We start from the raw sequence: 25157 nt of genomic DNA on the forward strand, positions 1-25157 counted from the left end.
TGGTAGTTGGGGGCTTCCCCCTGCAAGAGTAGGACGTTGCCAGGCGATAAAGCACAACCTTTAGAGGTTGTGCTTTTTTGTATAGTTGGACCGAAGGTTCAGCAAAGATTGCTTCGTTTTTACTTTAATACAAATGGTAAGATGTAGTAAACGAAGTAATTAGGAGGATTATGGGTAAATATATTTTTATCTTATTTCTTGTTAGCTTATTAAGTGGTTGTTTTCATGAAGAAATCAAGGAAGAAGAGGTTGTTGCTTTGGTTGATGGCAGAGAAATAACGTTAAAAGATATACATTCTATAAATATTATGGGAGGCGAAGAATCTTTATTAAAAATGATAGTGAATTATACTAAAGAAGAAGTTGCCGTATTGGAAGCTCAAGATAAGGGAATTCAGGTAACTGAGAATGTAGAGGTGCTTATGGATTTAGTATTTCCACTAGGGGAGAGTGGAAATGAGCATATTTTTGAAAAGAAAGCGAATGAACTCGGAATCACTATTGAGGAATATTATGAAACGTATTATAAGAAGCGCCTCGAGCGAGATGAATATGTGAATCAACTCATAAATAAAGAATTTGATTTATTGAATGTGGACGAAGCCGATATTGAAGAGTATATACAAACATTATTAGAGAAATATGAGGTAGAAATTTTATTATAATGTTTTACATTAATAGAGGCTGCGACAATACGCTGTTCGGCTCCCACCAAGACACTCCGCTTACCGCTCGCATTCGTCTTTCGTAAAGTATCTAGCCGTTCAACAGAACCCTCCTTCTTATTAAAAGAAGGAGGGTTCCTTGTCAGTTATTTGTGTGTTGCGTCCATTCAAGTTACGCTAAATGAGATGATTAAGAGCAGGTTATGTCTTAGCCCTTTTTTTCTTTAGAGAAAACTTCTCGATGCAACTAACCAATAGGGGCTCTAGCATCGTAACTGTTAATTTTCTTTGTTCAGAACTCAATAAACCGTGGACATCAGACATGGAAAGCTGTCCTAAACAGACATGTTCGTTTTGTTCTAGATGATGAGCTATGCAATCTTTAATCTTTAGTAGATATTCTTGCTTTTTGTTGTTTAAAATCAGTGGAAAAGAATCTTCTACTAGCTTTATTTGTATGGATTCAAAAGGATAATGGTTAGCTTCTGAAAACTGTTTTAATCGGGCAAGTGTAACATCTATCGTTTGAGGATTAGTAAAGAAAATTCTAGGATTTTCTAATTTAATAATTTCCCCAAAGAAAGCCTCATCTATTTTTAGAATAGGAAAAGGAAAATTTAATTTAAATCGATCGAGTAAGCCAATAAAGTTCGTGCAAGTTAAAATGAGGCCGTCGACGTCAGTACTCATTATTTGGTTTATATGCTCCTCAAGTTTAACTTTAACTTCTATTTGTGAAAAATCCGGGTCAGAAAGTTGATTGATCAAATCAGAATCAACATAATGGAGTATTTTTACATCATAGTTCTCTAGCAATTGATCGATATAAGTAATATTAGAATGATGAGCATGTAAACAGGCTATTGTTCTCAAGGCTATCTAACCTCTCTTTTAACTTAATTTTATTTACATTCTATTTTATACATTAATGAACAGCTTGTAATTAGTTGAGAGCCATTTTCTGAGAGAATAAAAAAATAAAATGTCAAAAACGGAATGATTTGGTTTTTGATTTTCACTTTAGGTAGATGCTTTCCTAAGGGCTTGTCTTCAGCTAACTCCACTACGCAGGGCTTCGTCAGAGTGGATCTTCAAACGGCGCTGAGACTTTGGGAGTCACTACCTACCGTTTCAATCAAGAAGTTAATTCGCAAACGTTTAAATCATATTTTATAAGATACGTTCGGTTTTATTCGTTTATAGAGCAATTATGAATTTCACTCAACTAAAAAAATCTTTTGAAAAATAACAAACAAATCTTACTTTTCATAAAGAAAGCCTTACTTTTGTTTATGTTTATGAAAGTGCTTACAGAGTAAAATGAGATTACATTAAGAAAAGGGGGAAACAGAATGAACAAAAAATGGTTGTTAACGATGATTTCTTTTATAGGGTTATTGATATTTGTAGCATGTTCAAGCTCTACGGATAGTGATGAAAGTACTGGTAATAGTGATGGTGAATCTACTTCGGATTCTGGTGAAACCATCAACCTCAGAATGGCATGGTGGGGAGGACAAGAGCGCCACGATCGAACTTTGAAAGTAATTGATATGTATGAGGAATTAAATCCCCATGTGAAAATTACTGCTGAATATTCTGGAATGGATGGGTATTTTGATAAATTGTCTACTCAATTTGCAGCAGGAAATGCACCGGACATTATTCAATATGGCGGAAATTTAAATGACTTTGTGAATAGAGGAGTTGTACTTCCTTTAGATGATTATGTTGGTAATGAGCTCGACATAAGTAAACATGACCAAAGCATGATAGATGCAGGCACCTTTGATGGCACCTTTTATGGTGTGACATTAGGAACAAATGCTGCGAGTGTTTTAATTAATAAAACATTATTTGAAGAAGCTAATATTCCATTACCTGATGAAAATTGGACGTGGGATGATTTAAATGAAATAGCAGCAAATATTTCGGAGTCCGTTGATGGTGTATATGGAGTGGCGGACTTTGAAGAAGACGGTTTTGGTGTTTATTTAGCTCAGCATGATAAATTTACGTACCTTGATGGAGAATTTGGTTTTGATGAGAGTGATTTCAAGAATTACTTACAGCTATGGCAGAGCATGAGAGATAATGGTGGAGCTGTCCCTCCAGAAATCCAAGTAGCCGCATCGCAAACTCCTGAGCAGTCATTGATTGTTCAAAGGTCAGTCGCTATGCAGATGATTACAAGTAATCAGTTTGGCGCTTATACGAATGCTTCTGAAGATGAATTTGTCTTACACATTCACCCATATAATGAACAAGGTCAAAATGGAGTAGCCTTAAGACCAAGTCAATTTTTAGCGGGAACGAATACGACAGAGCATCCTGAAGAGGTAGCAAAATTTCTAGACTTTTTTGTAAACCATTTAGAGGCAACTGAATTATTAGGTAATGACCGAGGAGCACCGGTTAACTCAGAGGTTCGTGAGCATTTAATGAGTGCCAGTGATGAATTAGATGAAGCGATTTACGCTTATATTGCTTTAGTCAGTGAGACATCTGATGCGCCGTATATTCCCAATTTACCTGGCTATAACGAAAATACAAATCTTTATAAAGAAACAACCGAAAGAGTAGCATTTGGTCAGGCTACAGTTGATGAAGCTGCTCAATCGTACTTTGAAGAATTACAAGCAAATGTAGAAAGATATTCTGATTCAGATACGGAGTAAAATATGTGAAAGGAGGATTCAAATGCATAAAATTAAAGAACTCTTTCAGAAAAATTCTTTGATTGCTTATTTATTTTTACTTCCATGGTTAATAGGATTTTTTGGTCTAGTATTAGGTCCAATGGTTAGTTCTTTATATTTATCCTTTACCCAATTTGATTTATTGAATCCTCCTAAATGGGTTGGGTTTCTCAATTATGAAAACATGTTCCAGGATAGTCGTTATTGGGATTCTGTTAAAGTGACTGTAACGTTTGTCGTCATTGCTGTACCGACTCAGTTAATTGCCGCATTAGCAGTGGCCATGTTATTAAATAAAGGAATGAGGGGTGTGGGCATTTATAGGACGGTCTATTATATTCCATCTCTTCTAGGCGGAAGTGTAGCTATCGCTTTATTATGGAAAAATATATTTGGAATGGATGGCCTTGTTAATTCCTTCTTATCCTTTTTTAATTTACAAGGTCAGGGCTGGGTTTCTCACCCTGACTATGCACTTTACACGCTAATCTTATTAGCAACATGGCAATTTGGTGCTTCTATGGTTATATTCTTGGCAGGATTAAAGCAAATACCAAATGAATTATACGAAGCCGCATCAGTAGATGGAGCAAGCTCATTTAGGAAGTTTTTTAATATCACATTACCTTTATTAACACCTGTGTTATTTTTTAATTTAATTATTGAATTAATTAAGTCATTCCAAGTGTTTACTTCATCCTTTATTATAAGTGAAGGAACGGGAGGACCTATTAATTCAACCCTCTTTTATACACTTTATTTATATCAACGAGGATTCTCTTACTTTGATATGGGATATGCTTCTGCCATGGCGTGGATGCTAGTTATTATGCTTGGGGCTATGTCACTTGTGATTTTTATCTCATCAAAATATTGGGTTTTCTATGAGGATGGGGGTAAAACATGAGTCCGAAACTAAGAAAATTGAGAAGAGTACTATCCCATGTGTTCATTATTTCGGTAGGGATTTTCATGTTATATCCAGTATTATGGATGATATCAAGTTCATTGAAGCCTGAGTCGTTAATCTTCTCTGACCCCGGACTTTGGCCAAGAGAATTCACTTTAGATAATTACTTAAAAGGGTGGAATGTTGTTCGAGATGTTACATTTGGTTCTTTTTTTAAGAATTCTTTTGTTATAAGTACGATTAGTGTTTTCGCTAATTTAATTACATGTTCAATGGCTGCCTATGCGTTTGCTCGCTTGAAATTTCCATTTAAGAAGATATTTTTTGCCTGCATGCTCATGACTATTATGTTACCAGCACATGTAACATTAATTCCACAATATACAATCTTTCATGAATTAGGATGGATTAATACCTTTTTGCCATTAACCGTTCCGAAAATTCTTGCCACAGATGCTTTTTTTATCTTCTTAATGGTTCAATTTTTCCGTGGTATACCTAGAGAATTAGATGAGAGTGCCACAATAGATGGCTGTGGTCCTATCCAAATTTATTTGCGAATCGTTATGCCACTTGCTGTTCCGGTATTAATAACGACAGCTATTTTCACTTTTATTTGGACATGGGACGATTTCTTAAGTCAAATCATTTATTTGAATACCGTTGAGAACTTCACGGTTCCATTAGGGCTTCGTTTATTTTTAGATGCGCAAGGGCAATCCTCTTGGGGTTCTGTTTTTGCCATGTCGGTTCTTTCACTTGTTCCTGTAGCAACTATTTTCTTTATATTCCAAAAATATATTATTGAAGGGATTGCTACAACTGGGTTAAAGTAATAGGGAGATCTTAAGAATGGATAGAAGGGTCTGAGTCCGTCACCTATGATTAGAAAATTAACAACAATTATTGTCGTCTCTTTTGTTTTAATTAATGCCACTTTTTTAGCTGGAATGAGCTATGTATCCTACCGCTATTTCTTCTCTTTAACTTCTGAAGAAATAAGTGAAGCAAGACTTTCATTATTGAATGAAAATACGAAAAAGATTTCTAGCGTCATTACGAGTATAAAAGAAACAGGAAATATTGTTGTTGCTAATCGTGACCTACATGAAATGTTATCAAACACCCCTGCCTCAACCTTTGATTACGTTATTGAGCAAAGGGAAATTATGTCTATGTTAAACAACATTACTAGTTTAAAGTCAGATGTTTATTCCATAGAGTTTTTTACAAATCGTTATCAGCAAGCTCCTTTATTACAGGGAGGATCTATATATCCTCTTGAAGAATTAGAGGAAGAGAACTGGTTTGAAATCTTTGAAAATATGGATGATGGATGGGTACCTATTCATCTTTCATCCACTCAGAATAAAGAGGTATTAAGTCATGTTCGAAAGCTCATGAACCATAGAGGAGAAGTCATAGGGTTCATAAAAGTGAACATTTTAAATGAAACATTATTATCTTATATTGAAGATGATGATTTTATTAAAAGTCCTGAAGAGCTTTTATTATTGGCTGATACAGGGGGGCGAATTATCGCTCAAACGGATCCGCTTTATGAGCATGATGTAGCTAAAATGATTACTGAAAAGCATCTTGAAGAGCCTTATTATGTAATAAATGATGAATTCAAGTCACCAAATGGTAGTCACACCGTGATTACACATAATAATGAAAAATTTTTATTACTCATTTCAAAGCCTAACTATGAGCAATGGAGCATGATTCACGTGATCCCAGCCGCATCTCTGTATGCTAAAACTCAGCAGTTAGGTTTGTTAATTTTACTTATGGGAATATCGGCGATGCTATTATTCGTTCCTATCGCTTATCTTATAGGCAATCGAATTAATATTCCGATTAAGAAAATTATTAAAGGAATGAAGTCGGTAGAGAAAGGCCAATACGATACTCGATTAGGACCTTATTATATTGAAGAATATGATATTTTAGCGAAGAATTTTAATGAGATGAATCATACGATTGAAGAGTCGTTGAAGAAACTGAATGAAGAAAGCGGTTACAGAAAAGATGCTGAAATTCGTGCCTTGCAAAGTCAAATTATGCCACATTTTTTATATAATACTTTAGATATGATTCATTGGAAAGCGATGGATTATCAAGCGGAAGAACTGAGCGTAACCGTTAATCAGCTTAGTAAAATGCTTAGAATTAGCTTGAGCGGTGGGCAAACATTTATTCCGTTAAGAAATGAACTTGAACATAGCAAGTGCTATTTACAAATACAGTGCACAAGGCTAAAAAATCCATTAGATATAGAAGTAAATGTACCTGCATCCTTTAAGAATTATTATGTTCCTAAAGTCATTTTACAGCCTTTTATTGAAAATTCCATTCGACATGGCTATGATATACAGCCAAATGTTGATATCAAAATCAATATCTCTGCAAGCTTGGTCAAAGATGGTCATCTAGAAAAATTAGAATTAATGATAAAAGATCATGGCAAAGGCTTACCTTCTAATTGGACTATAGAGCAGGTAGGTGGAATTGGCATTAAAAACGTCATGGAACGAATTTGGTTATATTGTGGAAAGCATTATGGAGTAAAAATATCCGATAATCAAAATGGTGGAGTGGTGGTTAAAATTCATTTACCCATTATTAAAAATGCTCAAGAGCTTGAAGAATGGACTAATCAAAACAACACGTATTAAAGGGGACGATTTACATGAGGTCTATTATCCTAATTGATGATGACCAAAATGTGATTGACGCACTGATTAATCATATTTCTTGGGAGCCATTAAGCATAAAGGTACAAGATGTAGCGAGAAATGGGGAAGAAGCATTAAAAAAAATAAAAAACAATCCACCTGATATTGTTTTAACAGATGTGTATATGCCTAAAGTGGATGGTTTACATTTGATTAAGGAATTACAAAAACAGTTTCCAACTATTTCTGTGATTGTTCACAGCGGCTATGACCATTTTGAAAATGCAAAGGTTGCCATGAGATATGGAGTCAAATATTTTTGCTTAAAGCCTGCTACTGTCTCTGAAATTGAAGAAGTTATGAAAGAAATCACACAGGAATTAGATATTATTGAAACAGAAAAAAAGCTGTATCAGCAATTTAATGTGGAGCAAAAGCAATATTTAAATTTGTCTAAAAAAGCTTTATTAAAGGATTTACTCTTAAATCGCCTAGCATCTATTTCTGTTACAGACGAGAAGCTTGAATTATTAGGAATGACTAAAAAGATGAAAGTGATTGTATCAACTCTATCATTATTCCGCCCTCATTATTTAAGAAAATCAGACGAACGAGAATGGCAATTAATGAAATTTAGTGCTGAAAATATAATGAATGAGACCTTTGAGCGTAATATGGAGGAAATGGATATTTATTTAATAGATACTTCAGATTCAAGCTTTTCAATTGTTTCTATAGTTAATGAGTCATTTCAAGACTTTGAAAAATGTAATCAACGTTTATTAAACGAGCTTGTCCAGAATATATTATTTTACTTAAAACTATCATTGCAAGCGGGAATAGGAAGAATAAAGGATGGGATTGAGGGTATTTATCCTTCCTATTTGGATAGTCAAAAGACTTTAGAGGCCGCAGAGCATCAAGAAATCAATCAGATTTATACATTTGATGAGCTTCATGATCAGCAGCTCGTACCATCAAATGGTTATCCGTTTGAATGGATGCTAGATATACAATTAATTATTCAAAAGAAGGATTACAAACAATTGCTTGTCATCTGGACAAGTGTTGAAAATGAGTGGTTAAAAAATAATCACCCTCCACTTTTATTTGTCCAACAAATCTGTATAAGTATAATGAGTGGGTTGCATATGGAGATAGAAGAGTTAAACCGAATGAACAATATGGAGACTATGAGCGATACGGTGCTAAAAATTTATAATCAACCATCTGTTAATCAGCTTGCTATGTTTATGCGCCAATACTTAGAGAATTGGTCTATGCAAACTAAAGAAGAGCTAACGGGAGGAAAATCTAATCGACTCATTAAACAAGTCAAAGAATATGTTCATGATTATTATGACCAGGAAATAAGCTTATCTGAAATCGCTAATCAGTTATTTGTGAATAAAAATTATTTATCTCAGCTGTTTAAAAAAGTAACAGGAGAAACATTTGTTACTTATCTTAATCACTATCGGATCGATAAAGCTAAAGAAATTTTAAAAAATAATCAGTGGATGGTTTATGAAGTAAGTGAAATGGTTGGTTATCAAAATTCCACTTATTTCAGCCAGGTCTTTAAATCAATAACAGGAATTAGTCCATCTGATTATGGAAATATGTGAGGAGATTACAATCATGAGAAGCAATGAGATCCAAATAAGAGATCCTTATGTTTATCCCAATAAAGAAGATGGTCTATATTATTTATTTGGAAGTACAGATAAAAATATTTGGGGAAAAGGTGAGGGATTTGATGTTTATGTAGGCTCAGATTTAGAAAATTGGGAAGGGCCTTATCCTATCTTTAGACCTGATTCTGACTTTTTTTCAGAGGAAAATTTCTGGGCACCAGAGGTGCATTTTTATGAGGGGCGGTATTATTTGTTCGCCACTTTTATGCCCAAGGGAAATGCTCGTCGCGGAACGGCTATTCTTTCTTCAGATAGCTTATTAGGACCTTTTACTAAACATAGCGAAGGCCCATTAACCCCGAGGGAATGGGAATGTTTAGATGGGACTTTTTATGTAGATAAGCATAACCAACCTTGGATGATTTTTTGTCACGAATGGGTTCAAATCGGTGATGGCCGTATTTGTGCTTTGAAGCTTTCAAATGATTTAAAAGAAACGGTTGGTGAGCCTGTTCAATTATTTTCTGCCTCAGATGCACCTTGGCCGACGGCTTTTTCACATCGCCGCTTTGAAAATCGAAAGAACTATGTAACCGATGGTCCTTTTATTTTTTGCGATAGCGATGGAGAGTTGACCATGATATGGTCTAGCTTTGTAGATAATGTTTATGCACAAGGTGTTGCTCGCACTAAAAACCATCATATTCTAGGGCCTTGGGAGCATGATTCGAAACCTCTCTATAAAAGTGATGGAGGTCATGGAATGATATTTAAGGATTTAAAGAGAGAGAAAACATATTTAACTCTACATACACCCAATCAAACACCGCTAGAGCGTCCAATTTTTATTGAAGTAAGTGGAAATTTAGAGAAAGTGAAGAAGTAAGCGAGAGATTTAGAACCAAAGGAGGAAAAATCGGTGAAAATAAATCGTAAAAAATTAATAGACAGACATTCGCCAGTCATAGATAAAGTAGAGTCATTATCACCATTTACTATTGGAAATGGTACATTTGCTTTCACGGCTGATTTTACAGGGTTACAAACCTATCCATCACTTTATAAAATCCCTTTAGGTACTCAATCGGAATGGGGTTGGAATTCAACAGGTGGCAAAAACGTTTATCAATTAGATGATGTATCATTTCAAGATTTAGATGCCGGTCATAGAAGTGTTTCATACCCTTTGTATCCTGAACATAGAGAAAAAGAATATCATTGGTTAAGACAAAACCCACATCGTTTACAGCTGGGTCAATTGTCTTTTGTTTTTTTATCAGAGGATCAAAAGGAGATCGAGCCATCTCAAATCAAGGAAATTTCACAAAAATTAAATTTATGGAATGGTGGTTTGTTTAGTCGTTTTTCTGTAGATGGATCACTAGTTGAAGTAGAAACCTTTTGTGATTCACAAACCGATCAATTAGCGGTAAAAGTTCGCTCTGATTTGCTTGAAAAGAATAGAATTCAAATCAAACTAGCCTTTCCCTCGCAAATGGTTGCATCTAATGTGTGGGAGGAGAGCATTAAGCTTACTTGGGGGGATTCAGAAAGTCATCAAACGATAGCTAAGCTTGAAGAAAACGATCCGAACCACTTACTGATTAATCGTATAATAGATGAAGATCAATATCAGATTCGTTGGAGAAGTCAATCAGGTACTTACAAAGAATTAAATGAACATGAATGGAGACTATATCCTCAAAAAGATCGAGAGCTATCGTTTACGATTTCCTTTGCTCCGGAAAGAGCGAACGCTAGTCATTTCGAACAGGTAGAAGAGTCGTCTTCGGTTTTTTGGAAGGAATATTGGCAAAGCGGAGCTGCGATCGATTTCTCAGAAAGTACGGACCCTCGTGCTTTTGAATTAGAGCGTCGTGTAATTCTTTCTCAATATTTAGTGGTCATAAATAATGGAGGGAACGCACCGCCTCAAGAGACGGGTCTTATTTATAATAGCTGGTTTGGTAAGTTTCATTTAGAAATGTACTGGTGGCACGTTGCTCACTTTGCTTTATGGGGCCGACCTCACTTTCTGGAGAAAAGCTTGAGTTGGTATCTGACAATATTAGATAGCGCGAAGCAATTAGCCTCATCACAAGGATATGAAGGTGCCCGTTGGCCGAAGATGGTCGATCATACCGGGAAGCAAAGTCCATCTCCGATTGCACCGGTTCTTATATGGCAGCAGCCGCATCCGATTGCCTTATCGGAGCTTCTTTACTTAGCCAATCCTACAAAGGAAACGTTAGACTGTTGGCGTGAATTAGTTTTTGAGTCCGCGTCTTTTATGGCTTCATATGCAGTGTGGAATGAGCGTAAGCAGACGTTTGAATTAGGTACGTTAATTCCAGCGCAGGAATGTCACTTGCCTGAGGATAGTAAAAACCCCCCTTATGAATTAGAATATTGGAAATTTGGGTTAGAAATTGCAATCAAATGGAAGGAAAGATTAGGTGAGGAAATACCTGCTTTATGGATAAAAATAGTACAAAAGATTCAAAAGCCTGTCTTCGAAAATGGTCTTTATTTAGCTCACGAAAATTGCCCAACAACCTTTGAAGAATTTAATCATGACCACCCTTCGATGGTAGGAGCTTTAGGTATTCTACCTGGTACTTTAATTGAGGCTCCTATTATGTTGAATACATTAAAAAAAATAAAAAAAGATTGGCAATGGCAAACGGCTTGGGGATGGGATTTTCCGATGTGCGCTATGACAGCTGCGCGCTTAAAGGAGCCAGAGCTTGCTCTTGATTTTCTTTTGATGGATGAGCAAAAAAATACGTATTTGATCAATGGTCATAATTATCAAACCGATCAACTGATGGCTTATTTACCTGGAAATGGTGGTTTATTAATAGCGATTGCCATGATGGCTTCAGGGTGGCAAGGAGAAGAAGAAGAGGCGATAGGGTTTCCTAAGAATGGAAAGTGGAAATTAAAAACAGAAGGATTTTATCCGATTTTATAAATAAATGAACCGGATAGGCACGAAATCCTTCAGCCATGAATAGAGTGATTAAAAGGGAGCATTTAAATATATGGTTTTGAATGCGCTATGTATGAACTTTTTGAATTTTGCCGACAATGATGCTAAGGGGTGTTAATTATGAGGAAAACCGGAGTCATTCAATTGCGGCTTGGTGAAGTGTGTATGATTTGTGAAAAGAAACGAATAAAAGGAATTCATGTGTTGGAAGCTTTTTTATGTGACGAGTGTGAAAGAAAGATGATGACTTTAAATACAGATGATTTACAGTATACTTATTATTTAAACCAGATGAAAAAAATTCAATCACATAGTAATTGAGCATTGAATAGGGTTGTTACGAATAGTCTTTTAGGCTAAAGCGTAGTAGCTCTATTTTTTATGACGGAATTCTAGAGATTGAAGAGGCAAAGATTAAAAATGATGAGGGTGCTTGAAATGATGTTTGCTTCTTTTTAAGCTATAATAAACAAAAGGAGCGAGGTAGAAGTGAAACATTTAAGGACGCCTATTATAGAGGCCATTCAATATCATAAACTAAAAGAAACGCTCTCTTTTCATGTACCTGGCCATAAAAATGGGTACATAATTCCTGAGTCTTTACAAGAGCTTGAAAAAGCTTTTCCCTATGATATGACTGAAATTGATGGATTAGATGACTTGCATGAGCCGACAGGTGCAATAAAGGAAGCTGAACGCTTATTATCAGACTGTTATGGAACCTTTCAATCCTTTTTTCTTGTTGGAGGCTCGACTGTTGGTAATTTGGCGATGATTTATAGCTTATTTTCACCAGGAGAGGAAGTTTTCGTTCAACGAAACAGCCATAAGTCGATATTTAATGCCATTCAGCTAGCTAGACTTAAGCCAATCCTATTAGCTCCCGAGCATGACGTTCAAACGGGTCATGCGATAGGAATTAGTGAAGCTACTTTAAAAAAGGCGATTCAAAATTATCCAGAAGCCAAGGGACTATTATTAACCTACCCAAATTATTACGGTGTTAGTTTACCTTTAGCACCCTTAATTTCAATTGCTAAACAAGCTCAGTTAACCGTTACAGTAGATGAAGCTCATGGAGCCCATTTAATATTAGATGAGCCGTTTCCTGTATCTTCTATAAAATTAGGAGCAGATGCAGTTGTTCAATCAGCACATAAAATGCTTCCGGCGCTTACGATGTCTGCTTATTTACATGTGCCAAAACAACTGGAAAATCACGTTCGTCATAAGCTAAAAGAGTCACTACGCATGTTTCAATCGAGTAGCCCCTCCTACTTAATGTTAGCCTCTATGGACGGCGCTAGAGCTTTTATTGATTCTATAAATGCTCAAGAAAAAAAAGCATTATTAGAAGGAGTAAAACAATTCAAGAGAGAAATAAATAAAATCGACCAATTAGAGGTGGTTGATTATGATAAAAGTCGCTATCATATCGACCCGTTAAAGGTTACAATAAGGTCAAAGACTAGACTTTCAGGCTTTGAGCTACAAAAGTTGTTCTCACAATGTAAGCTAGAGACAGAGTTAGCTGATGAAGGGCATGTATTACTTATATTCGGCTTAAGGATGCCCGAAAAAAGAGTCTATGAGCAGATAACTGTATTAAAAGAAGTACTTTCATCATATGAGCTGAAAGAACATACTTCTCAGTATGACGATGCGATTCAAATAGACATTTCGAAATTAGAGATAGAACATGTGCATGATTATAAGATGTCAGATACTCCATTAGAGGAAGTGGTTGGGAAAATAGCAGGACAGGCTATTATTCCATATCCACCAGGCATTCCACTTATCTTTCCAGGAGAAAGATGGACTGAGCGTCATTTTGAGCGTTTAAAAAAATTAAAAGAAGTAGGAACTCGCTTTCAAGGATACAGTGAAAATCAAAGAAGTATTTTGACGATAGATTTGGAGGAAGAATAATGAATAAAGGCTATTTTATTAGTATTGAAGGAGGCGAAGGAGCAGGTAAAACCACTATTGTTGATAAAATTGAACGACAGCTAAAGAAAGATGGATTAGATGTTCTAAGAACAAGAGAACCTGGAGGCATAAAAATTGCCGAAAAAATCCGTGAGGTGATTTTAGATGTTTCTCATACAGAAATGGATGAAAGAACCGAAGCATTACTTTATGCTGCAGCTAGAAGACAGCACTTAGTTGAAAAGGTGTTACCAGCTTTAAATGAAGGAAAGGTTGTTATATGCGACCGATTCATAGATAGTAGTTTAGCCTATCAGGGCTACGCCAGAGAAATTGGTTTTGATGAGGTGCTAGACATTAACGAATTTGCGATAGAGGGTTATTTTCCAGATATCACACTATATTTTGATGTTGATCCAGCGATTGGCCTTGCAAGAATAGCAGCAGACGAGAAGCGTGAGTTAAATCGTTTAGATAAGGAAAGGCTGGATTTTCACCAAAAAGTGAAGAAAGGATATGATAAAGTAAAGGATAAATATCCAACTCGTATTAAGACTATTAATGCCAACCAATCGGTTGAACATGTTTTCCAAGAAGCGATGACAACAATAAATGAAATAGAATCGATTCGTACATTAAAGGAGATGACTTAAGATGAAGTTAGTGATGGCTGTAGTTCAGGATAAAGATAGCAATCGTTTGTCAGATGAATTAATTAAGGCTGATTTTAGAGCGACAAAATTAGCGAGCACAGGAGGCTTTTTAAAGGCGGGTAACACGACGTTTTTAATTGGGACGGAAAATGAAAAAATTGAAGAGCTTCTAGAAATTATAAAAGATAATTGTAAGAGCCGAGAGCAGCTTGTTGCACCTATTTCTCCGATGGGTGGCAATGCCGATTCTTATGTTCCATATCCTGTAGAAGTACAAGTGGGTGGAGCAACCGTATTTGTTCTTCCAGTTGAGCAATTTGAACAATTCTAAAAGGTGATTATGATGAATGAAACATGGTCTGAGTTTGAACAGATACAGCCTCGAGTTGTACAAATGCTTAAAAGAAGTGTCTCAAAAAATCGTCTGGCTCATGCCTATTTATTTGAAGGAAGTAAAGGAACAGGTAAAAGAGAGATGGCTCTTCTCCTAGCGAAAAGCTTCTTTTGTAAAGAAAAATCAGATGTTGAACATTGTGGTCAATGTGTCGATTGTATAAGAATTAGTCATGGAAACCACCCAGATGTTCATATAATAGAACCAGATGGTTTATCTATAAAAAAGCACCAGGTCGAGCATTTGCAAAAAGAATTTACTTATCGGGGAGTGGAGTCTTCTCAAAAAGTATATATCGTAAATGAAGCTGATAAAATGACAACAAGTGCAGCTAACAGCTTATTAAAATTTCTTGAAGAACCTGAATCCCCTACAATAGCTATCTTATTAACGGAGAAGGGACAGGCCATCCTTCCAACCATTCAATCAAGAAGCCAACAGATCACTTTTTCACCTTTAAATAAAAAATATTTTATAAAAGAATTGCAGGAAAAAGGAGTATCTGAGACTGATTCCTATATATTGGCAAGTTTGACAACGAGTTTTGAGCAAGCAAAGTCATTAACTGATAGCGATTGGATTGCACAAGCAAGGAACGTAGTGATACAATTAATGCGAGAGCTTTATGAAAGACCAAACCAAGTTCTTTTTACTGTTCAGGATAAATGGTTACCTTTATTCAAAGAAAAGCATGAACAGGAATACGGTCTTGATATGATTCTCTTATGGTTGCGAGACCTTTTATATACACAGGTTGGCAAGGATGCGGAAACATTTGTTGATCAGCATAGTCAATTGCAACAACAAGCACTCTCTAGTTCGCAAGAGAAAATAAGCAAAAGTATGGCTGCGGTGATAGGCGCTAAGAAATATTTACAGGCGAATGTAAATACGCAGCTAATGATGGAGAAGCTATTGCTTGACATACAGGAGGGATAATGGTTTGCATCAGGTTGTAGGTGTCCGCTTTAAAAAAGCCGGCAAAATCTATTATTTTTCCCCTGGTGAATTTAAGCTAGACAAAGGGGAAGCTGTCATTGTCGAGACCTCTCGTGGAATTGAGTACGGTCGGGTTGTTATCGGCATGAAAACGGTTGGGGAAGAAGATGTTGTTTTACCTTTAAAACAAGTTATACGTATGGCAACAGATAAAGATATTCGAACAGTTCAGGAAAATCGTGAGGCTGCTCGTAATGCTTTATCAGTATGTACAGAAAAGATACAGGAACACAAGCTTGATATGAAGCTCGTTGATGTTGAATATACTTTTGATCGCAATAAAGTTTTATTTTATTTTACTGCTGAAGGAAGAATTGACTTCCGAGAGCTTGTAAAAGATTTAGCAGCAATATTTAGAACTAGAATAGAATTAAGACAGATTGGCGTTCGAGATGAAGCAAAAATGCTCGGCGGAATTGGGCCATGTGGTCGAGTCTTATGCTGTTCTTCATTTTTAGGTGATTTCGAACCAGTTTCTATTAAAATGGCAAAAGACCAAAATCTCTCATTAAATCCAGCGAAAATATCGGGTCTGTGTGGCCGATTAATGTGTTGTTTAAAATATGAGAATGATATGTACGAAAATGCGAAGCAGGAATTACCCGATATCGGGCATCGTATTTCGACTCCACAAGGTGATGGAAAGGTAATCGGGTTAAATATACTCGAAAAACTGATTCAAGTCGAACTGAATGAAGAAGAACCAAGAGTATTAGAGTTTACTCTGGATGAACTGATGGACCAAAAGGCGCCTGCTGAAGCCACAGAATAATGAGGTGGAAAAGACGTGGACAAAAAGGCAATTTTTACACAGGTAAGTAATATCGAAGTGCGAATTGGAGAGCTCCATCATGAAATGCGTGGTTTAAAGGAGCAGCTTGCTCTATTTATTGAAGAAAATCACGCTCTAAAGATTGAAAATGATAACTTACGAAAACGATTAGAAGCTCAAGAAGAACGTCGACTCTCTACGGATGAAGAAGTTCCGAAAAGGAAAGCATTGATAGGAGAGGGCTATGATAATTTAGCTCGTCTTTATCAAGAGGGATTCCACATTTGTAATACTCATTATGGAAGTATACGTTCTGGCGGCGACGATTGTTTATTTTGCCTATCGTTTCTTCATCAGAAATAGCCATCTCATTCTCAGTAGTTAGATAAGAAAGGTGCTTTTAAAGTGCCGTTCTTATCTTTTTTTAATAGATGATGATTTTAGAAGGAAAGTAGAAGAGAAAAATGCTTCTATTCTTTATCATTCCTTTTAATTGAAGTGGTTTAGTCGATAGGTTGTTTATTTTGGGATGCATCAATCATGAGCAATATGTAGAAATAATGTTATTTATGACGGGTTTTTTCCAATGGAAGATTTCTTATAAATAAGGCTGGATGCCTTAACAAATTGGTCAATAAATGGAGAACATGCGATAATATAAGAAGGATTTTATTGAACAGGAGGGGCAAGTTTGACGACCAAACATGATGAAAGAATAGATTATATCGCAGGTACAGATTTACAGATGATTCAAAAGCCATCCTTATTCTCCTTTTCCATTGATGCGGTACTGTTGGGAAGGTTCGTTCGGGTACCTATTCAAAAGGGTAATATTTTAGATTTATGTACGGGTAATGGAATTGTTGCGATATTATTGACAACACGTACGAAGGCAACTATTGATGCGCTCGATATTCAGCCTGAGTTAGTTGAATTAGCAAATCGAAACGTATTAATGAATCAGAAGGGAAATCAAGTCTCAATTTTAGAAGGAGATTTGAATGATTTACCTGCCTCCGTTCAACAAAAAAAGTATGATGTGGTGACTTGTAATCCCCCTTACTTCGAAAAAGGACAGGCTTTAGAAAAAAATTTAAATCCTCATTTTGCAATTGCAAGACATGAATTACATTGTACCTTAGAGGATGTAATAAGAGTTTGTAGTGAGCAGGTGAAATATAAGGGAAAGGTTGCTATCGTTCATCGTCCAGAGCGTATGACAGACATCCTTTTATTGATGAGAAAATACCAATTAGAGCCTAAAAGAATGCAATTGGTTTATCCTAAAGAAGGGAAATCAGCGAATATGGTGTTAATAGAGGCGATTAAAGGTGGTAAAGCTGGATTAGAGACCCTATCCCCTTTAATGGTGTTCGATGAGGACGATCAATATACAGAGCGTTTTAAAGAGGTGTATGTACGTCAATGACTACTAGCAACCACATCGTTTATATTTTAGAATGTGCAGATGGTAGCTGGTATACTGGCTATACAAACAATTTAGAAAGACGATTAAAGATGCACGAAAATGGGAAAGGTGCCAAGTATACAAGAGGTAGAGGTCCTTTCCAACTTATTCAAACCTTTACCTACTTTAGTAAACAAGAAGCTTTAAAAGCAGAATATGCTTTTAAACAATTATCAAGAAAAGACAAAGAACGGGTTATTAAAGAAAAGGATGAGCATTTTGAAGGAACAAAAAAGCTTTAGCCAGAACGATATAGGTCAATTATATTTAGTCCCTACTCCAATAGGAAATTTAGATGATATAACGTTTCGAGCAATTAAGATTTTAAAAGAAGTAGATGGTATTGCGTGTGAAGATACAAGGCAGACAAAGAAGCTATGCCATTATTTTGAAATCGACACCCCTTTGTTTAGCTATCATGAGCATAATAAAGAAAAAGCTGGACCACAAATTGTAGAAAAGCTTAAGCAAGGGCAAAAAATAGCCATTGTTAGTGATGCGGGTATGCCTGCGATATCTGATCCAGGGAATGACCTAGTCCAGCTCGCTTTAGAGGAAGAAGAAATATCGGTTATCGCAATACCTGGAGCAAATGCTGCTTTAACAAGCCTAATTGCTTCAGGTTTGTCCACTAATCGATTTCAATTTATAGGTTTTTTACCTAGACATAAAAAAACTCGTCAGCAACTTTTAGAACAAATTAAACAAAATGAAGAAACTCTTATTTTCTATGAAGCTCCTCATCGACTAAAGGAAACGTTACAATCCTTAAGAAATGAGCTAGGAAATCGACGTATAACTATTTGTAGAGAGTTAACAAAAAAATATGAAGAGTACCAAAGAGGAACATTAGAGGAAGCTTGTACTTGGGTAGAATCCGGTATGATTAAAGGCGAATTTTGTTTAGTGGTCGAAGGAGCAACTGAGGTAGAGGAAGAAGCTGACCAGTGGTGGTTGGGGTTAACTATCCATCAGCATGTGGATCATTATATTCAATTAGGTATGATGAAAAAAGAGGCAATTAAACAAGTAGCGGTTGATCGGTCCCTTCAAAAAAGAGAGGTTTACCAAATTTATCATCAATAGATGATGAATAAGTCAAACTGCTTGGGCAATAGCTGCAAAAACCAACCGAGTAATCCTGTTACCGGTGATTCAAGTCCATTTGGCAAAGAGAAGCAAGTTATTCGAGGCAACCATCGACTGAAAGATTGGAGCGTATTCCATACGTGACATGATGGAAGGAGAGCTGCTAACGAAGAAGGACGCCGCTGATCTGAGTTCAAACATTTGACAAAGAGAAGCAAGAAGCTCGAGGCAGCAACATGACCGAAAGAATGAAGCGTATCCACATACGTGAATGACGGAGGAAATGCAGCTAACAAAGAGATTCGCCGCTTATCTGCAGTCAAAAAAATAGTGGAACTAGTGGAGGGGCGTTTAGAGGCTCCTCTTTAGTCTATAAGTTATGTATGAACGAAAAAAAAGACCCGATTAGTTAAATCGGTATCTTTCTATATTAAGCTTCAGTTTTAGCTACATAGTCTTCTAGACTTTTAAGAATTTCTTTAGCACCCTCTGGGCTTAAGATAATTTTTCCACCAGCGATCGAAAGGTTATCATCAGAAACCTCACCAGTGACTTGACATGTCATATTTGGCTTATACTTTTTAAGAATGATGCGATCATTATCAACGTAAATTTCTAAAGCATCTTTTTCTGCAATATCAAGTGTACGACGTAATTCAATAGGAATTACAACACGACCTAACTCATCAACCTTACGAACAATACCTGTAGATTTCATTAAAATCGTCTCCTCTCAGACTAATAAAATAGGTGTATCTGTGTGTCATTATTCGACATTTTTCTATCTACACTAAGAATACCAACGTTTCCAAAACAAGTCAATTGTTAAAACTCTGTTTCCATATACTTTTTGTGAAGATTTTATGTGAAAACATCAAAAAACCTATATATATTAGTATTTTCATAGTTGGGGGTAAATAAGTATGTTGAATTTAAATGATAACTTACTAAACAAAATAAAGCAAGTAAACATGGCGTTCCGACAAAAATATAAATATACTAATAATGAAAAATATGATATTCGACAAAATCTGATAAAATCAGACTCTGTTATTCGACAAAATACGCGGATGTCTGACAGTGAGCTTTTGGAGTTTCTAGAACATAAAAAATTAGGGGGTGTTGATGGATCTGTGAATCAAACAAAAGGAGATCCACCTCATGTTTTGTACTTATTTCAAGCATTAGCCAAAACAACAACGGGTACTGAATGCAGAACCTCAGATATTCATACCCCCTTATTAGAAGAACCATTGGAAGAGGATGATTTAGAAAATAAAAAGAATTTTCGCTCCCATTTGTTAGCTAAACTGGAGTTAGAGGCTGCCTATCAATTAATTGAAAAAGAAGAGCTGAGAATATTATTAATGGATGGAGCTCTGTATCATTATCGAATTGATGCACCGGAAGAATGGGAAAAGCTAAGGGAAAAAGCCCTTGAGAAGGGGGTATTACTCGTAGGGGTTTCGGAGGAAATCACGACACAAAACCTAGTTAAGTTGACTTCCTTTTCTCGTTACGAGCAAAGCTCCTATTCCTATGACCGAGATATCTTGTTTGGTGTATTGAATCAAGGTGAATCTATTTATATAGAAGAAATACAACAAAAAGCTGGTTTGCAATCGGTATGGATGAGATTAAGTCAGGATCCTGCAATGACTAGCTTTGATGTATTAGAGGAGCAAGGGGGTTATAAAGATGAAATTACTCGCCTCCTTTTTACCCTAACTCCTGAGAGCGGAAGAGGTATCCCTTTATGGCTTGATCATATTGACCGTGAAGTACGGATTACGGATAAATTAGTAGAGGCATTATTAGAGCAATATATTGACTCAGAATTTAGACAAAGATTTTTTAATAAAAAAAGAAATCATCGACCGTATTAAAAAATAGGAGGAATCGCTATGCAAGTTGTGGGAGTTACAACACAGCATGAGGTATATGTTGCTTCAAAAACTCATCGATTTAGAATGAATGAAATGCTTGTATTAAAGGATGAATTACTGGAGTTCCCTAAAGGAGAGGTGGTTGAAACCTTTTCTTATAATCGCTATATACCGATGGGGTTCGATAAAGGTCTAGTCGACAACCAGGTTATTAAAACGTTAGAGCAAATAGGCTATGATATCGGTGCAGATGATATTCACTTAGCAAAGGTGAGACTTTTTGAAGAAGCACCTCATCCCATTCAGACAGGCTGTCATGTTCATCACCCTGATTTTTCAGAAATTGAATCGTTATTAGTGACAACATCAGCAGAAAAAGGAATGGTACTAGGAGAAATTAAGTCAACTGACTATGTGGAAGAGAGTTTACCACTACCATTACAGGGACTTGTGACCATCTTAGAAAAGGAGCAAGAGCGAAAGCAAAAGGGCGTCCCTTTTATTTTTGATATACGTGCTATGCAACAGTATCCTCATATTGGAGTTTTTGGTGGTTCAGGTTCTGGGAAGTCTTTTGGACTAAGAGTCATGCTAGAGGAATTGATGAAACTATCGATACCCACGCTCGTTTTCGACCCACATTTTGAAATGGATTTTTCTGTACAACTAAACAATGGGGTAGGCAATATCGATTATAAGCAGCGCTATGAAGTGGTACAAATAGGTCGAGATGTTGGTGTGGATTTTACGGCGTTATCTACTAGGGATGTAGAAAGACTATTATCTGCCTCTGGTTCACTAACAGAGTCAATGATTAACGTTATTCAATCGATACATAAACGTAAGGATAGCTATCAATCATTTAGTGATCGAGTTGGTAATTTAGCAGAAGCGATTGAAATTGGAAAACAAAAGGTGGAATCCTATCTTCACGATGGAGGCATGACGAGAGATGAAATGGAGAAGTATCACACATTTAAGAAATTACTAGAACAGTATGGAAGTTTACCACTTTCATCCGTAAAGGGTATTCAATGGCGCTTGTTTCGATTACAGCAGGCAGGCTTGTTTCAACAAAACATTCGAGTCATAGAACAGGCGATTCATCAAGGGAAGTTAGTGGTTGTTCAAGGTGCGGTTTGGTTGTTACAAGTGTTTTCCAGCTATGTCATAGGCTCTCTTTATAGTAAAAGGAGAAATTTTAAAGATGCGCGACTTCAACAAAAGCAGGGAGAGTTTTTCCCGCCTTTTATGATTGTAACCGATGAGGCTCATAATTTTGCCCCTAAGGGCTATGATGCACCAGCTAAATCTGTTCTTAAGGAAATCGCTCAGGAAGGGCGGAAATATGGTGTGTTTTTAATTTTTGCTACACAAAGACCAACTTTACTTGATGAAACGATTACCGCACAGCTAAATTCAAAGTTTGTTTTTAGAACGGTAAGAGGTACCGATATTCAAACGATTAAAGAAGAAACGGATTTGACAGCAGAAGAAGGAAAACGTCTTCCTTATTTACGGTCTGGGGATGTATTCGTATCTTCTGCTATTATAGGAAGGACCATTGCGCTACGCATTCGTTTAGCTCATTCGTCTAGTCCGCATACATTAAACCCTTTTGATGAGCTGATTGAAATGAATCAAACATCAAATGAAGAAGTGCTAAAGGGGCTCCAGGAATTTTTACCTTTAACTGAAATGGATTTAATGAAAAATTTACCTGATCTTAATGCGAAGAGTAGAAAATCATGGGATGTAAATCAATGGAAAGATGAGCTCAGCCGTTTAAGCCGAGAGGGCTATCTGATTGAAAGAAAAACACCATTTGCTCATATTTATGATCGAGCTTGACAGTATGATACGTAATTCGGTATATTTTGGTTAGAAATGTGAAATAAATGATGATATATTTGTATTTCCGATGAAGAGATGAGTAAAGTCGTTCATTTATAGGTAGCTTCTGCTATGTAGAGAGCTGGGGTAGCTGGAAACCAGTATAAATTTGGACACTAGAAGATGGTCTCGGGAGGAATTTGCATTCGAGTGACCTAATTGGCATAAGGGTGTGACGTTGCTGGCGTTAACAGTTGTCTATGACTAATGAGCCTTTCTTTCTAATGAAGGAAGGGGAATTTGGGTGGTACCACGTGAGTTCAGCTCTCGTCCCATGGTGGATGAGGGCTTTTTGTATGGTAAAGAAAAGTGCTAATGACAGATGTAACTAACAGCCAATGAATAAAGCGGTTCCCTTATGGAAGCTACCTTATTAGGAATAGGTGCAGCTGTACTATTTTTAAAGCAGCCTTTCTATTATCTTTTGTTTACAATGCCACATAGAAACAATCTTGAAAAACATTTAAATGGAGGAATTGAAAAATGGGACAAGAAAAGAAAAGCTTTTATATTACGACGCCTATCTATTATCCAAGTGGAAAGCTTCATATTGGGCATGCTTATACTACGGTTGCCGGAGATGCGATGGCGAGATACAAGCGACTGCGTGGGTATGAAGTACGTTACTTAACAGGAACGGATGAGCATGGGCAAAAAATTGAACGAAAAGCAGCTGATATTGGGAAAACACCACAGCAATTCGTTGACGATATGGTAAAAAGCATTCAAGATTTATGGGGAAAATTAGAGATATCTTATGATGATTTTATCCGAACTACAGAGGACCGTCATAAAGAGATTGTGACGAAAATTTTTGAGCGCTTTGTTGAGCAAGGGGATATTTATTTAGATGAGTATGAAGGCTGGTATTCTGTACCTGATGAAACCTTTTATACAGAGCTTCAATTAGTAGACCCTATAAAAGATGAGCAAGGACAAATTATCGGCGGAAAAAGTCCAGATAGTGGGCATCCAGTTGAAAAGGTGCGAGAGGAATCTTATTTCTTTAAAATGAGTAAATATGCCGATCGGCTGCTTCAATATTATGAGAATAATCCTGGATTTATCCAACCAGAGTCAAGAAAGAAAGAAATGATTAACAACTTTATTAAACCTGGTCTTGAGGACTTAGCGGTATCTAGGACCTCTTATTCATGGGGAGTTAAAGTACCTAATAATCCAAAGCATGTTATGTATGTATGGATCGATGCGCTTTGTAATTATATTTCGGCTCTTGGCTATGGAACAAATCAAGATGGAAACTATAAGAAGTTTTGGCCGGCAGATGTACATTTAGTAGGAAAAGAAATCGTTAGATTCCATACGATTTACTGGCCTATTATGTTAATGGCCCTTGACTTACCATTACCAAAAAAAGTGTTTGGTCACGGCTGGTTATTAACAAAGGATGGAAAAATGTCTAAATCCAAAGGGAATGTCATTGATCCCGTTCCTTTAATCGATCGCTACGGACTTGATGCACTTCGTTATTATTTGCTAAGGGAGGTTCCATTTGGAGCTGACGGTGCCTTTACACCAGAAGGCTTTATTGAGCGTATAAATTTTGATTTAGCAAATGATTTAGGAAATTTATTAAATCGAACAGTTGCCATGATTAATAAATATTTTGATGGTGAGATTCCTACTTATGTTAAGGATGCAACACCGTTTGATGCAGATTTAATTGATCTAGTAGATGCCACGGTAACAAAGGTAGAAACGGCAATGGAAGAAATGGAGTTTTCAGTTGCTTTGACAGCTATTTGGCAAATGGTGAGTCGCACAAACAAATATATAGATGAAACACAACCTTGGGTGCTAGCAAAGGACGAAGCGAAGAAAGAAGAACTAGGTTCGGTTATGTATCATTTAGCTGAATCACTACGTTATATTTCTATCTTTATTCAACCATTTATGACGAAAGCTCCTGCTAAAATTTGGGATCAGCTCGCAATTGAACCTGAAGCAAGAGAATGGGAATCTATCCGTACCTTTGGTCAACTAAGAGCTGGTACAAAGGTTCAGAAAGGCGAGCCAATTTTCCCTCGTTTAGATTTAAAAGAAGAGGTAGCCTATATTATAGAAACTATGGGCGGTGTTTTAATAACCGAAGAATCTCAAGAGTCTAAAACGATAGAGCCCGTTGTCCAGGACCAAGAAATAAGCATTGAAGATTTTACAAAAGTAGAACTACATGTTGCTGAGATATTACAAGTAGAAAAGATAGAGGGAGCAGACCGACTTTTAAAAATTCAATTAGATGTTGGCTTTGAAAAAAGACAAGTTGTATCGGGTATAGCAAAATACTATACACCTGAGGAGCTTGTAGGGAAAAAAGTCATTTGTGTTACAAATCTGAAACCAGTGAAATTAAGAGGCGAGCTATCTCAGGGTATGATACTAGCAGGAACTAAAGGAAAGAAATTAACATTAGCAACCATTGATGGAAGTCTCCCGAATGGAGCAAAAGTAAAGTAATTGTAATCAAAA

Annotated in this window: 23 protein-coding genes; 21 read left to right on the forward strand and 2 right to left on the reverse strand. The window is 36.4% G+C overall.

What is annotated here, in order from left to right; genetic code table 11:
- The first annotated feature begins 170 nt into the window (after positions 1-170).
- A complete protein-coding gene (locus AZF04_RS05810) occupies positions 171-665 on the forward strand; it encodes a hypothetical protein (RefSeq protein WP_061947951.1) in 495 nt (164 codons plus the stop codon).
- A gap of 201 nt (positions 666-866) precedes the next feature.
- Here AZF04_RS05810 and AZF04_RS05815 read toward each other — a convergent pair whose 3' ends face one another.
- Entirely contained in the window at positions 867-1538 is a 672-nt protein-coding gene (locus AZF04_RS05815; protein WP_061947952.1) for a hypothetical protein, read from the reverse strand.
- Between the two features lie 479 nt (positions 1539-2017).
- On the opposite strand from AZF04_RS05815, the gene AZF04_RS05820 reads away from it, so the two are divergent.
- From AZF04_RS05820 to rsmI, 17 genes are all read left to right on the forward strand, one after another.
- Complete coding sequence (locus AZF04_RS05820; protein WP_061947953.1) at positions 2018-3343, forward strand: ABC transporter substrate-binding protein; 1326 nt, start codon at positions 2018-2020, stop codon at positions 3341-3343.
- A 22-nt stretch (positions 3344-3365) separates the two neighbouring features.
- Positions 3366-4271 (forward strand): carbohydrate ABC transporter permease, encoded by a 906-nt coding sequence (locus AZF04_RS05825; protein WP_045487791.1) that lies wholly within the window; start codon positions 3366-3368, stop codon positions 4269-4271.
- Positions 4268-5110 carry a carbohydrate ABC transporter permease gene (locus AZF04_RS05830; RefSeq protein WP_045487788.1) on the forward strand — a complete coding sequence of 281 codons (843 nt, stop codon included), beginning with the start codon at positions 4268-4270 and terminating at the stop codon, positions 5108-5110. The genes AZF04_RS05825 and AZF04_RS05830 overlap by 4 nt, the downstream gene beginning before the upstream one ends.
- A 45-nt stretch (positions 5111-5155) precedes the next feature.
- Entirely contained in the window at positions 5156-6955 is a 1800-nt protein-coding gene (locus AZF04_RS05835; RefSeq protein ID WP_061947954.1) for a sensor histidine kinase, read from the forward strand.
- Between the two features lie 14 nt (positions 6956-6969).
- Positions 6970-8583, forward strand: a complete 1614-nt coding sequence (locus tag AZF04_RS05840; RefSeq protein ID WP_061947955.1) for a response regulator transcription factor — start codon at positions 6970-6972, stop codon at positions 8581-8583.
- A gap of 13 nt (positions 8584-8596) precedes the next feature.
- A complete protein-coding gene (locus AZF04_RS05845) occupies positions 8597-9478 on the forward strand; it encodes a glycoside hydrolase family 43 protein (protein WP_061947956.1) in 882 nt (293 codons plus the stop codon).
- A gap of 33 nt (positions 9479-9511) precedes the next feature.
- Positions 9512-11566, forward strand: a complete 2055-nt coding sequence (locus AZF04_RS05850) for a hypothetical protein (protein WP_061947957.1) — start codon at positions 9512-9514, stop codon at positions 11564-11566.
- A 138-nt stretch (positions 11567-11704) separates the two neighbouring features.
- Positions 11705-11905, forward strand: a complete 201-nt coding sequence (locus AZF04_RS05855; protein ID WP_061947958.1) for a sigma factor G inhibitor Gin — start codon at positions 11705-11707, stop codon at positions 11903-11905.
- Between the two features lie 168 nt (positions 11906-12073).
- Complete coding sequence (locus AZF04_RS05860; protein ID WP_061947959.1) at positions 12074-13513, forward strand: aminotransferase class I/II-fold pyridoxal phosphate-dependent enzyme; 1440 nt, start codon at positions 12074-12076, stop codon at positions 13511-13513.
- Complete coding sequence (gene tmk / locus AZF04_RS05865) at positions 13513-14166, forward strand: dTMP kinase (protein ID WP_061947960.1); 654 nt, start codon at positions 13513-13515, stop codon at positions 14164-14166. The genes AZF04_RS05860 and tmk overlap by 1 nt, the downstream gene beginning before the upstream one ends.
- Position 14167: 1 nt before the next feature.
- Positions 14168-14497, forward strand: coding sequence for a cyclic-di-AMP receptor (locus tag AZF04_RS05870; RefSeq protein WP_045487766.1), 330 nt, complete (start codon positions 14168-14170; stop codon positions 14495-14497).
- 12 nt (positions 14498-14509) lie between these two features.
- Complete coding sequence (gene holB, locus AZF04_RS05875) at positions 14510-15499, forward strand: DNA polymerase III subunit delta' (protein WP_061947961.1); 990 nt, start codon at positions 14510-14512, stop codon at positions 15497-15499.
- A gap of 4 nt (positions 15500-15503) precedes the next feature.
- Positions 15504-16331, forward strand: coding sequence for a PSP1 domain-containing protein (locus tag AZF04_RS05880; protein WP_045487760.1), 828 nt, complete (start codon positions 15504-15506; stop codon positions 16329-16331).
- A 15-nt stretch (positions 16332-16346) separates the two neighbouring features.
- Positions 16347-16694 carry a DNA replication initiation control protein YabA gene (gene yabA, locus AZF04_RS05885; RefSeq protein ID WP_061947962.1) on the forward strand — a complete coding sequence of 116 codons (348 nt, stop codon included), beginning with the start codon at positions 16347-16349 and terminating at the stop codon, positions 16692-16694.
- 382 nt (positions 16695-17076) lie between these two features.
- A complete protein-coding gene (locus AZF04_RS05890) occupies positions 17077-17760 on the forward strand; it encodes a tRNA1(Val) (adenine(37)-N6)-methyltransferase (protein WP_061948003.1) in 684 nt (227 codons plus the stop codon).
- Positions 17757-18041, forward strand: a complete 285-nt coding sequence (locus AZF04_RS05895) for a GIY-YIG nuclease family protein (RefSeq protein WP_045487754.1) — start codon at positions 17757-17759, stop codon at positions 18039-18041. Before AZF04_RS05890 ends, AZF04_RS05895 begins: the two co-directional genes overlap by 4 nt.
- Positions 18019-18885, forward strand: a complete 867-nt coding sequence (rsmI, locus tag AZF04_RS05900; RefSeq protein ID WP_061947963.1) for a 16S rRNA (cytidine(1402)-2'-O)-methyltransferase — start codon at positions 18019-18021, stop codon at positions 18883-18885. Before AZF04_RS05895 ends, rsmI begins: the two co-directional genes overlap by 23 nt.
- A gap of 433 nt (positions 18886-19318) precedes the next feature.
- Here rsmI and AZF04_RS05905 read toward each other — a convergent pair whose 3' ends face one another.
- On the reverse strand, positions 19319-19606 hold the full coding sequence (locus AZF04_RS05905) for an AbrB/MazE/SpoVT family DNA-binding domain-containing protein (RefSeq protein ID WP_045487748.1): 288 nt from the start codon (positions 19604-19606) through the stop codon (positions 19319-19321).
- Positions 19607-19811: 205 nt separating this feature from the next.
- Here AZF04_RS05905 and AZF04_RS05910 point away from each other — a divergent pair, with 205 nt between their 5' ends.
- The 3 genes from AZF04_RS05910 (at position 19812) to metG (ending at position 25145) form a co-directional block, all read left to right on the forward strand.
- Positions 19812-20774: a DNA double-strand break repair nuclease NurA gene (locus AZF04_RS05910; RefSeq protein WP_061947964.1), complete on the forward strand. Its 963-nt coding sequence runs from the start codon at positions 19812-19814 to the stop codon at positions 20772-20774.
- Between the two features lie 18 nt (positions 20775-20792).
- Positions 20793-22625, forward strand: a complete 1833-nt coding sequence (locus AZF04_RS05915; RefSeq protein WP_061947965.1) for an ATP-binding protein — start codon at positions 20793-20795, stop codon at positions 22623-22625.
- A gap of 525 nt (positions 22626-23150) precedes the next feature.
- The gene (gene metG, locus AZF04_RS05920; protein WP_061947966.1) at positions 23151-25145 is read left to right on the forward strand and encodes a methionine--tRNA ligase; all 1995 of its coding nucleotides are present in this window, start codon (positions 23151-23153) and stop codon (positions 25143-25145) included.
- Positions 25146-25157 lie beyond the last annotated feature (12 nt).

It is taken from the genome of Alkalihalobacillus trypoxylicola (genome assembly GCF_001590785.1).
Classification (GTDB): Bacteria; Bacillota; Bacilli; order Bacillales; family Bacillaceae_D; genus Alkalihalobacillus; species Alkalihalobacillus trypoxylicola.

Bases quoted from the DNA above. Each gene is read 5' to 3' on its own strand.
- AZF04_RS05810 (WP_061947951.1), top strand. From the start codon at position 171: ATGGGTAAATATATTTTTATCTTATTTCTTGTTAGCTTATTAAGTGGT.
- AZF04_RS05820 (WP_061947953.1), top strand. From the start codon at position 2,018: ATGAACAAAAAATGGTTGTTAACGATGATTTCTTTTATAGGGTTATTG.
- AZF04_RS05825 (WP_045487791.1), top strand. From the start codon at position 3,366: ATGCATAAAATTAAAGAACTCTTTCAGAAAAATTCTTTGATTGCTTAT.
- AZF04_RS05830 (WP_045487788.1), top strand. From the start codon at position 4,268: ATGAGTCCGAAACTAAGAAAATTGAGAAGAGTACTATCCCATGTGTTC.
- AZF04_RS05835 (WP_061947954.1), top strand. From the start codon at position 5,156: ATGATTAGAAAATTAACAACAATTATTGTCGTCTCTTTTGTTTTAATT.
- AZF04_RS05840 (WP_061947955.1), top strand. From the start codon at position 6,970: ATGAGGTCTATTATCCTAATTGATGATGACCAAAATGTGATTGACGCA.
- AZF04_RS05845 (WP_061947956.1), top strand. From the start codon at position 8,597: ATGAGAAGCAATGAGATCCAAATAAGAGATCCTTATGTTTATCCCAAT.
- AZF04_RS05855 (WP_061947958.1), top strand. From the start codon at position 11,705: ATGAGGAAAACCGGAGTCATTCAATTGCGGCTTGGTGAAGTGTGTATG.
- tmk (WP_061947960.1), top strand. From the start codon at position 13,513: ATGAATAAAGGCTATTTTATTAGTATTGAAGGAGGCGAAGGAGCAGGT.
- AZF04_RS05870 (WP_045487766.1), top strand. From the start codon at position 14,168: ATGAAGTTAGTGATGGCTGTAGTTCAGGATAAAGATAGCAATCGTTTG.
- holB (WP_061947961.1), top strand. From the start codon at position 14,510: ATGAATGAAACATGGTCTGAGTTTGAACAGATACAGCCTCGAGTTGTA.
- AZF04_RS05890 (WP_061948003.1), top strand. From the start codon at position 17,077: ATGATTCAAAAGCCATCCTTATTCTCCTTTTCCATTGATGCGGTACTG.
- AZF04_RS05895 (WP_045487754.1), top strand. From the start codon at position 17,757: ATGACTACTAGCAACCACATCGTTTATATTTTAGAATGTGCAGATGGT.
- AZF04_RS05905 (WP_045487748.1), bottom strand. From the start codon at position 19,606: ATGAAATCTACAGGTATTGTTCGTAAGGTTGATGAGTTAGGTCGTGTT.
- AZF04_RS05910 (WP_061947964.1), top strand. From the start codon at position 19,812: ATGTTGAATTTAAATGATAACTTACTAAACAAAATAAAGCAAGTAAAC.
- AZF04_RS05915 (WP_061947965.1), top strand. From the start codon at position 20,793: ATGCAAGTTGTGGGAGTTACAACACAGCATGAGGTATATGTTGCTTCA.
- metG (WP_061947966.1), top strand. From the start codon at position 23,151: ATGGGACAAGAAAAGAAAAGCTTTTATATTACGACGCCTATCTATTAT.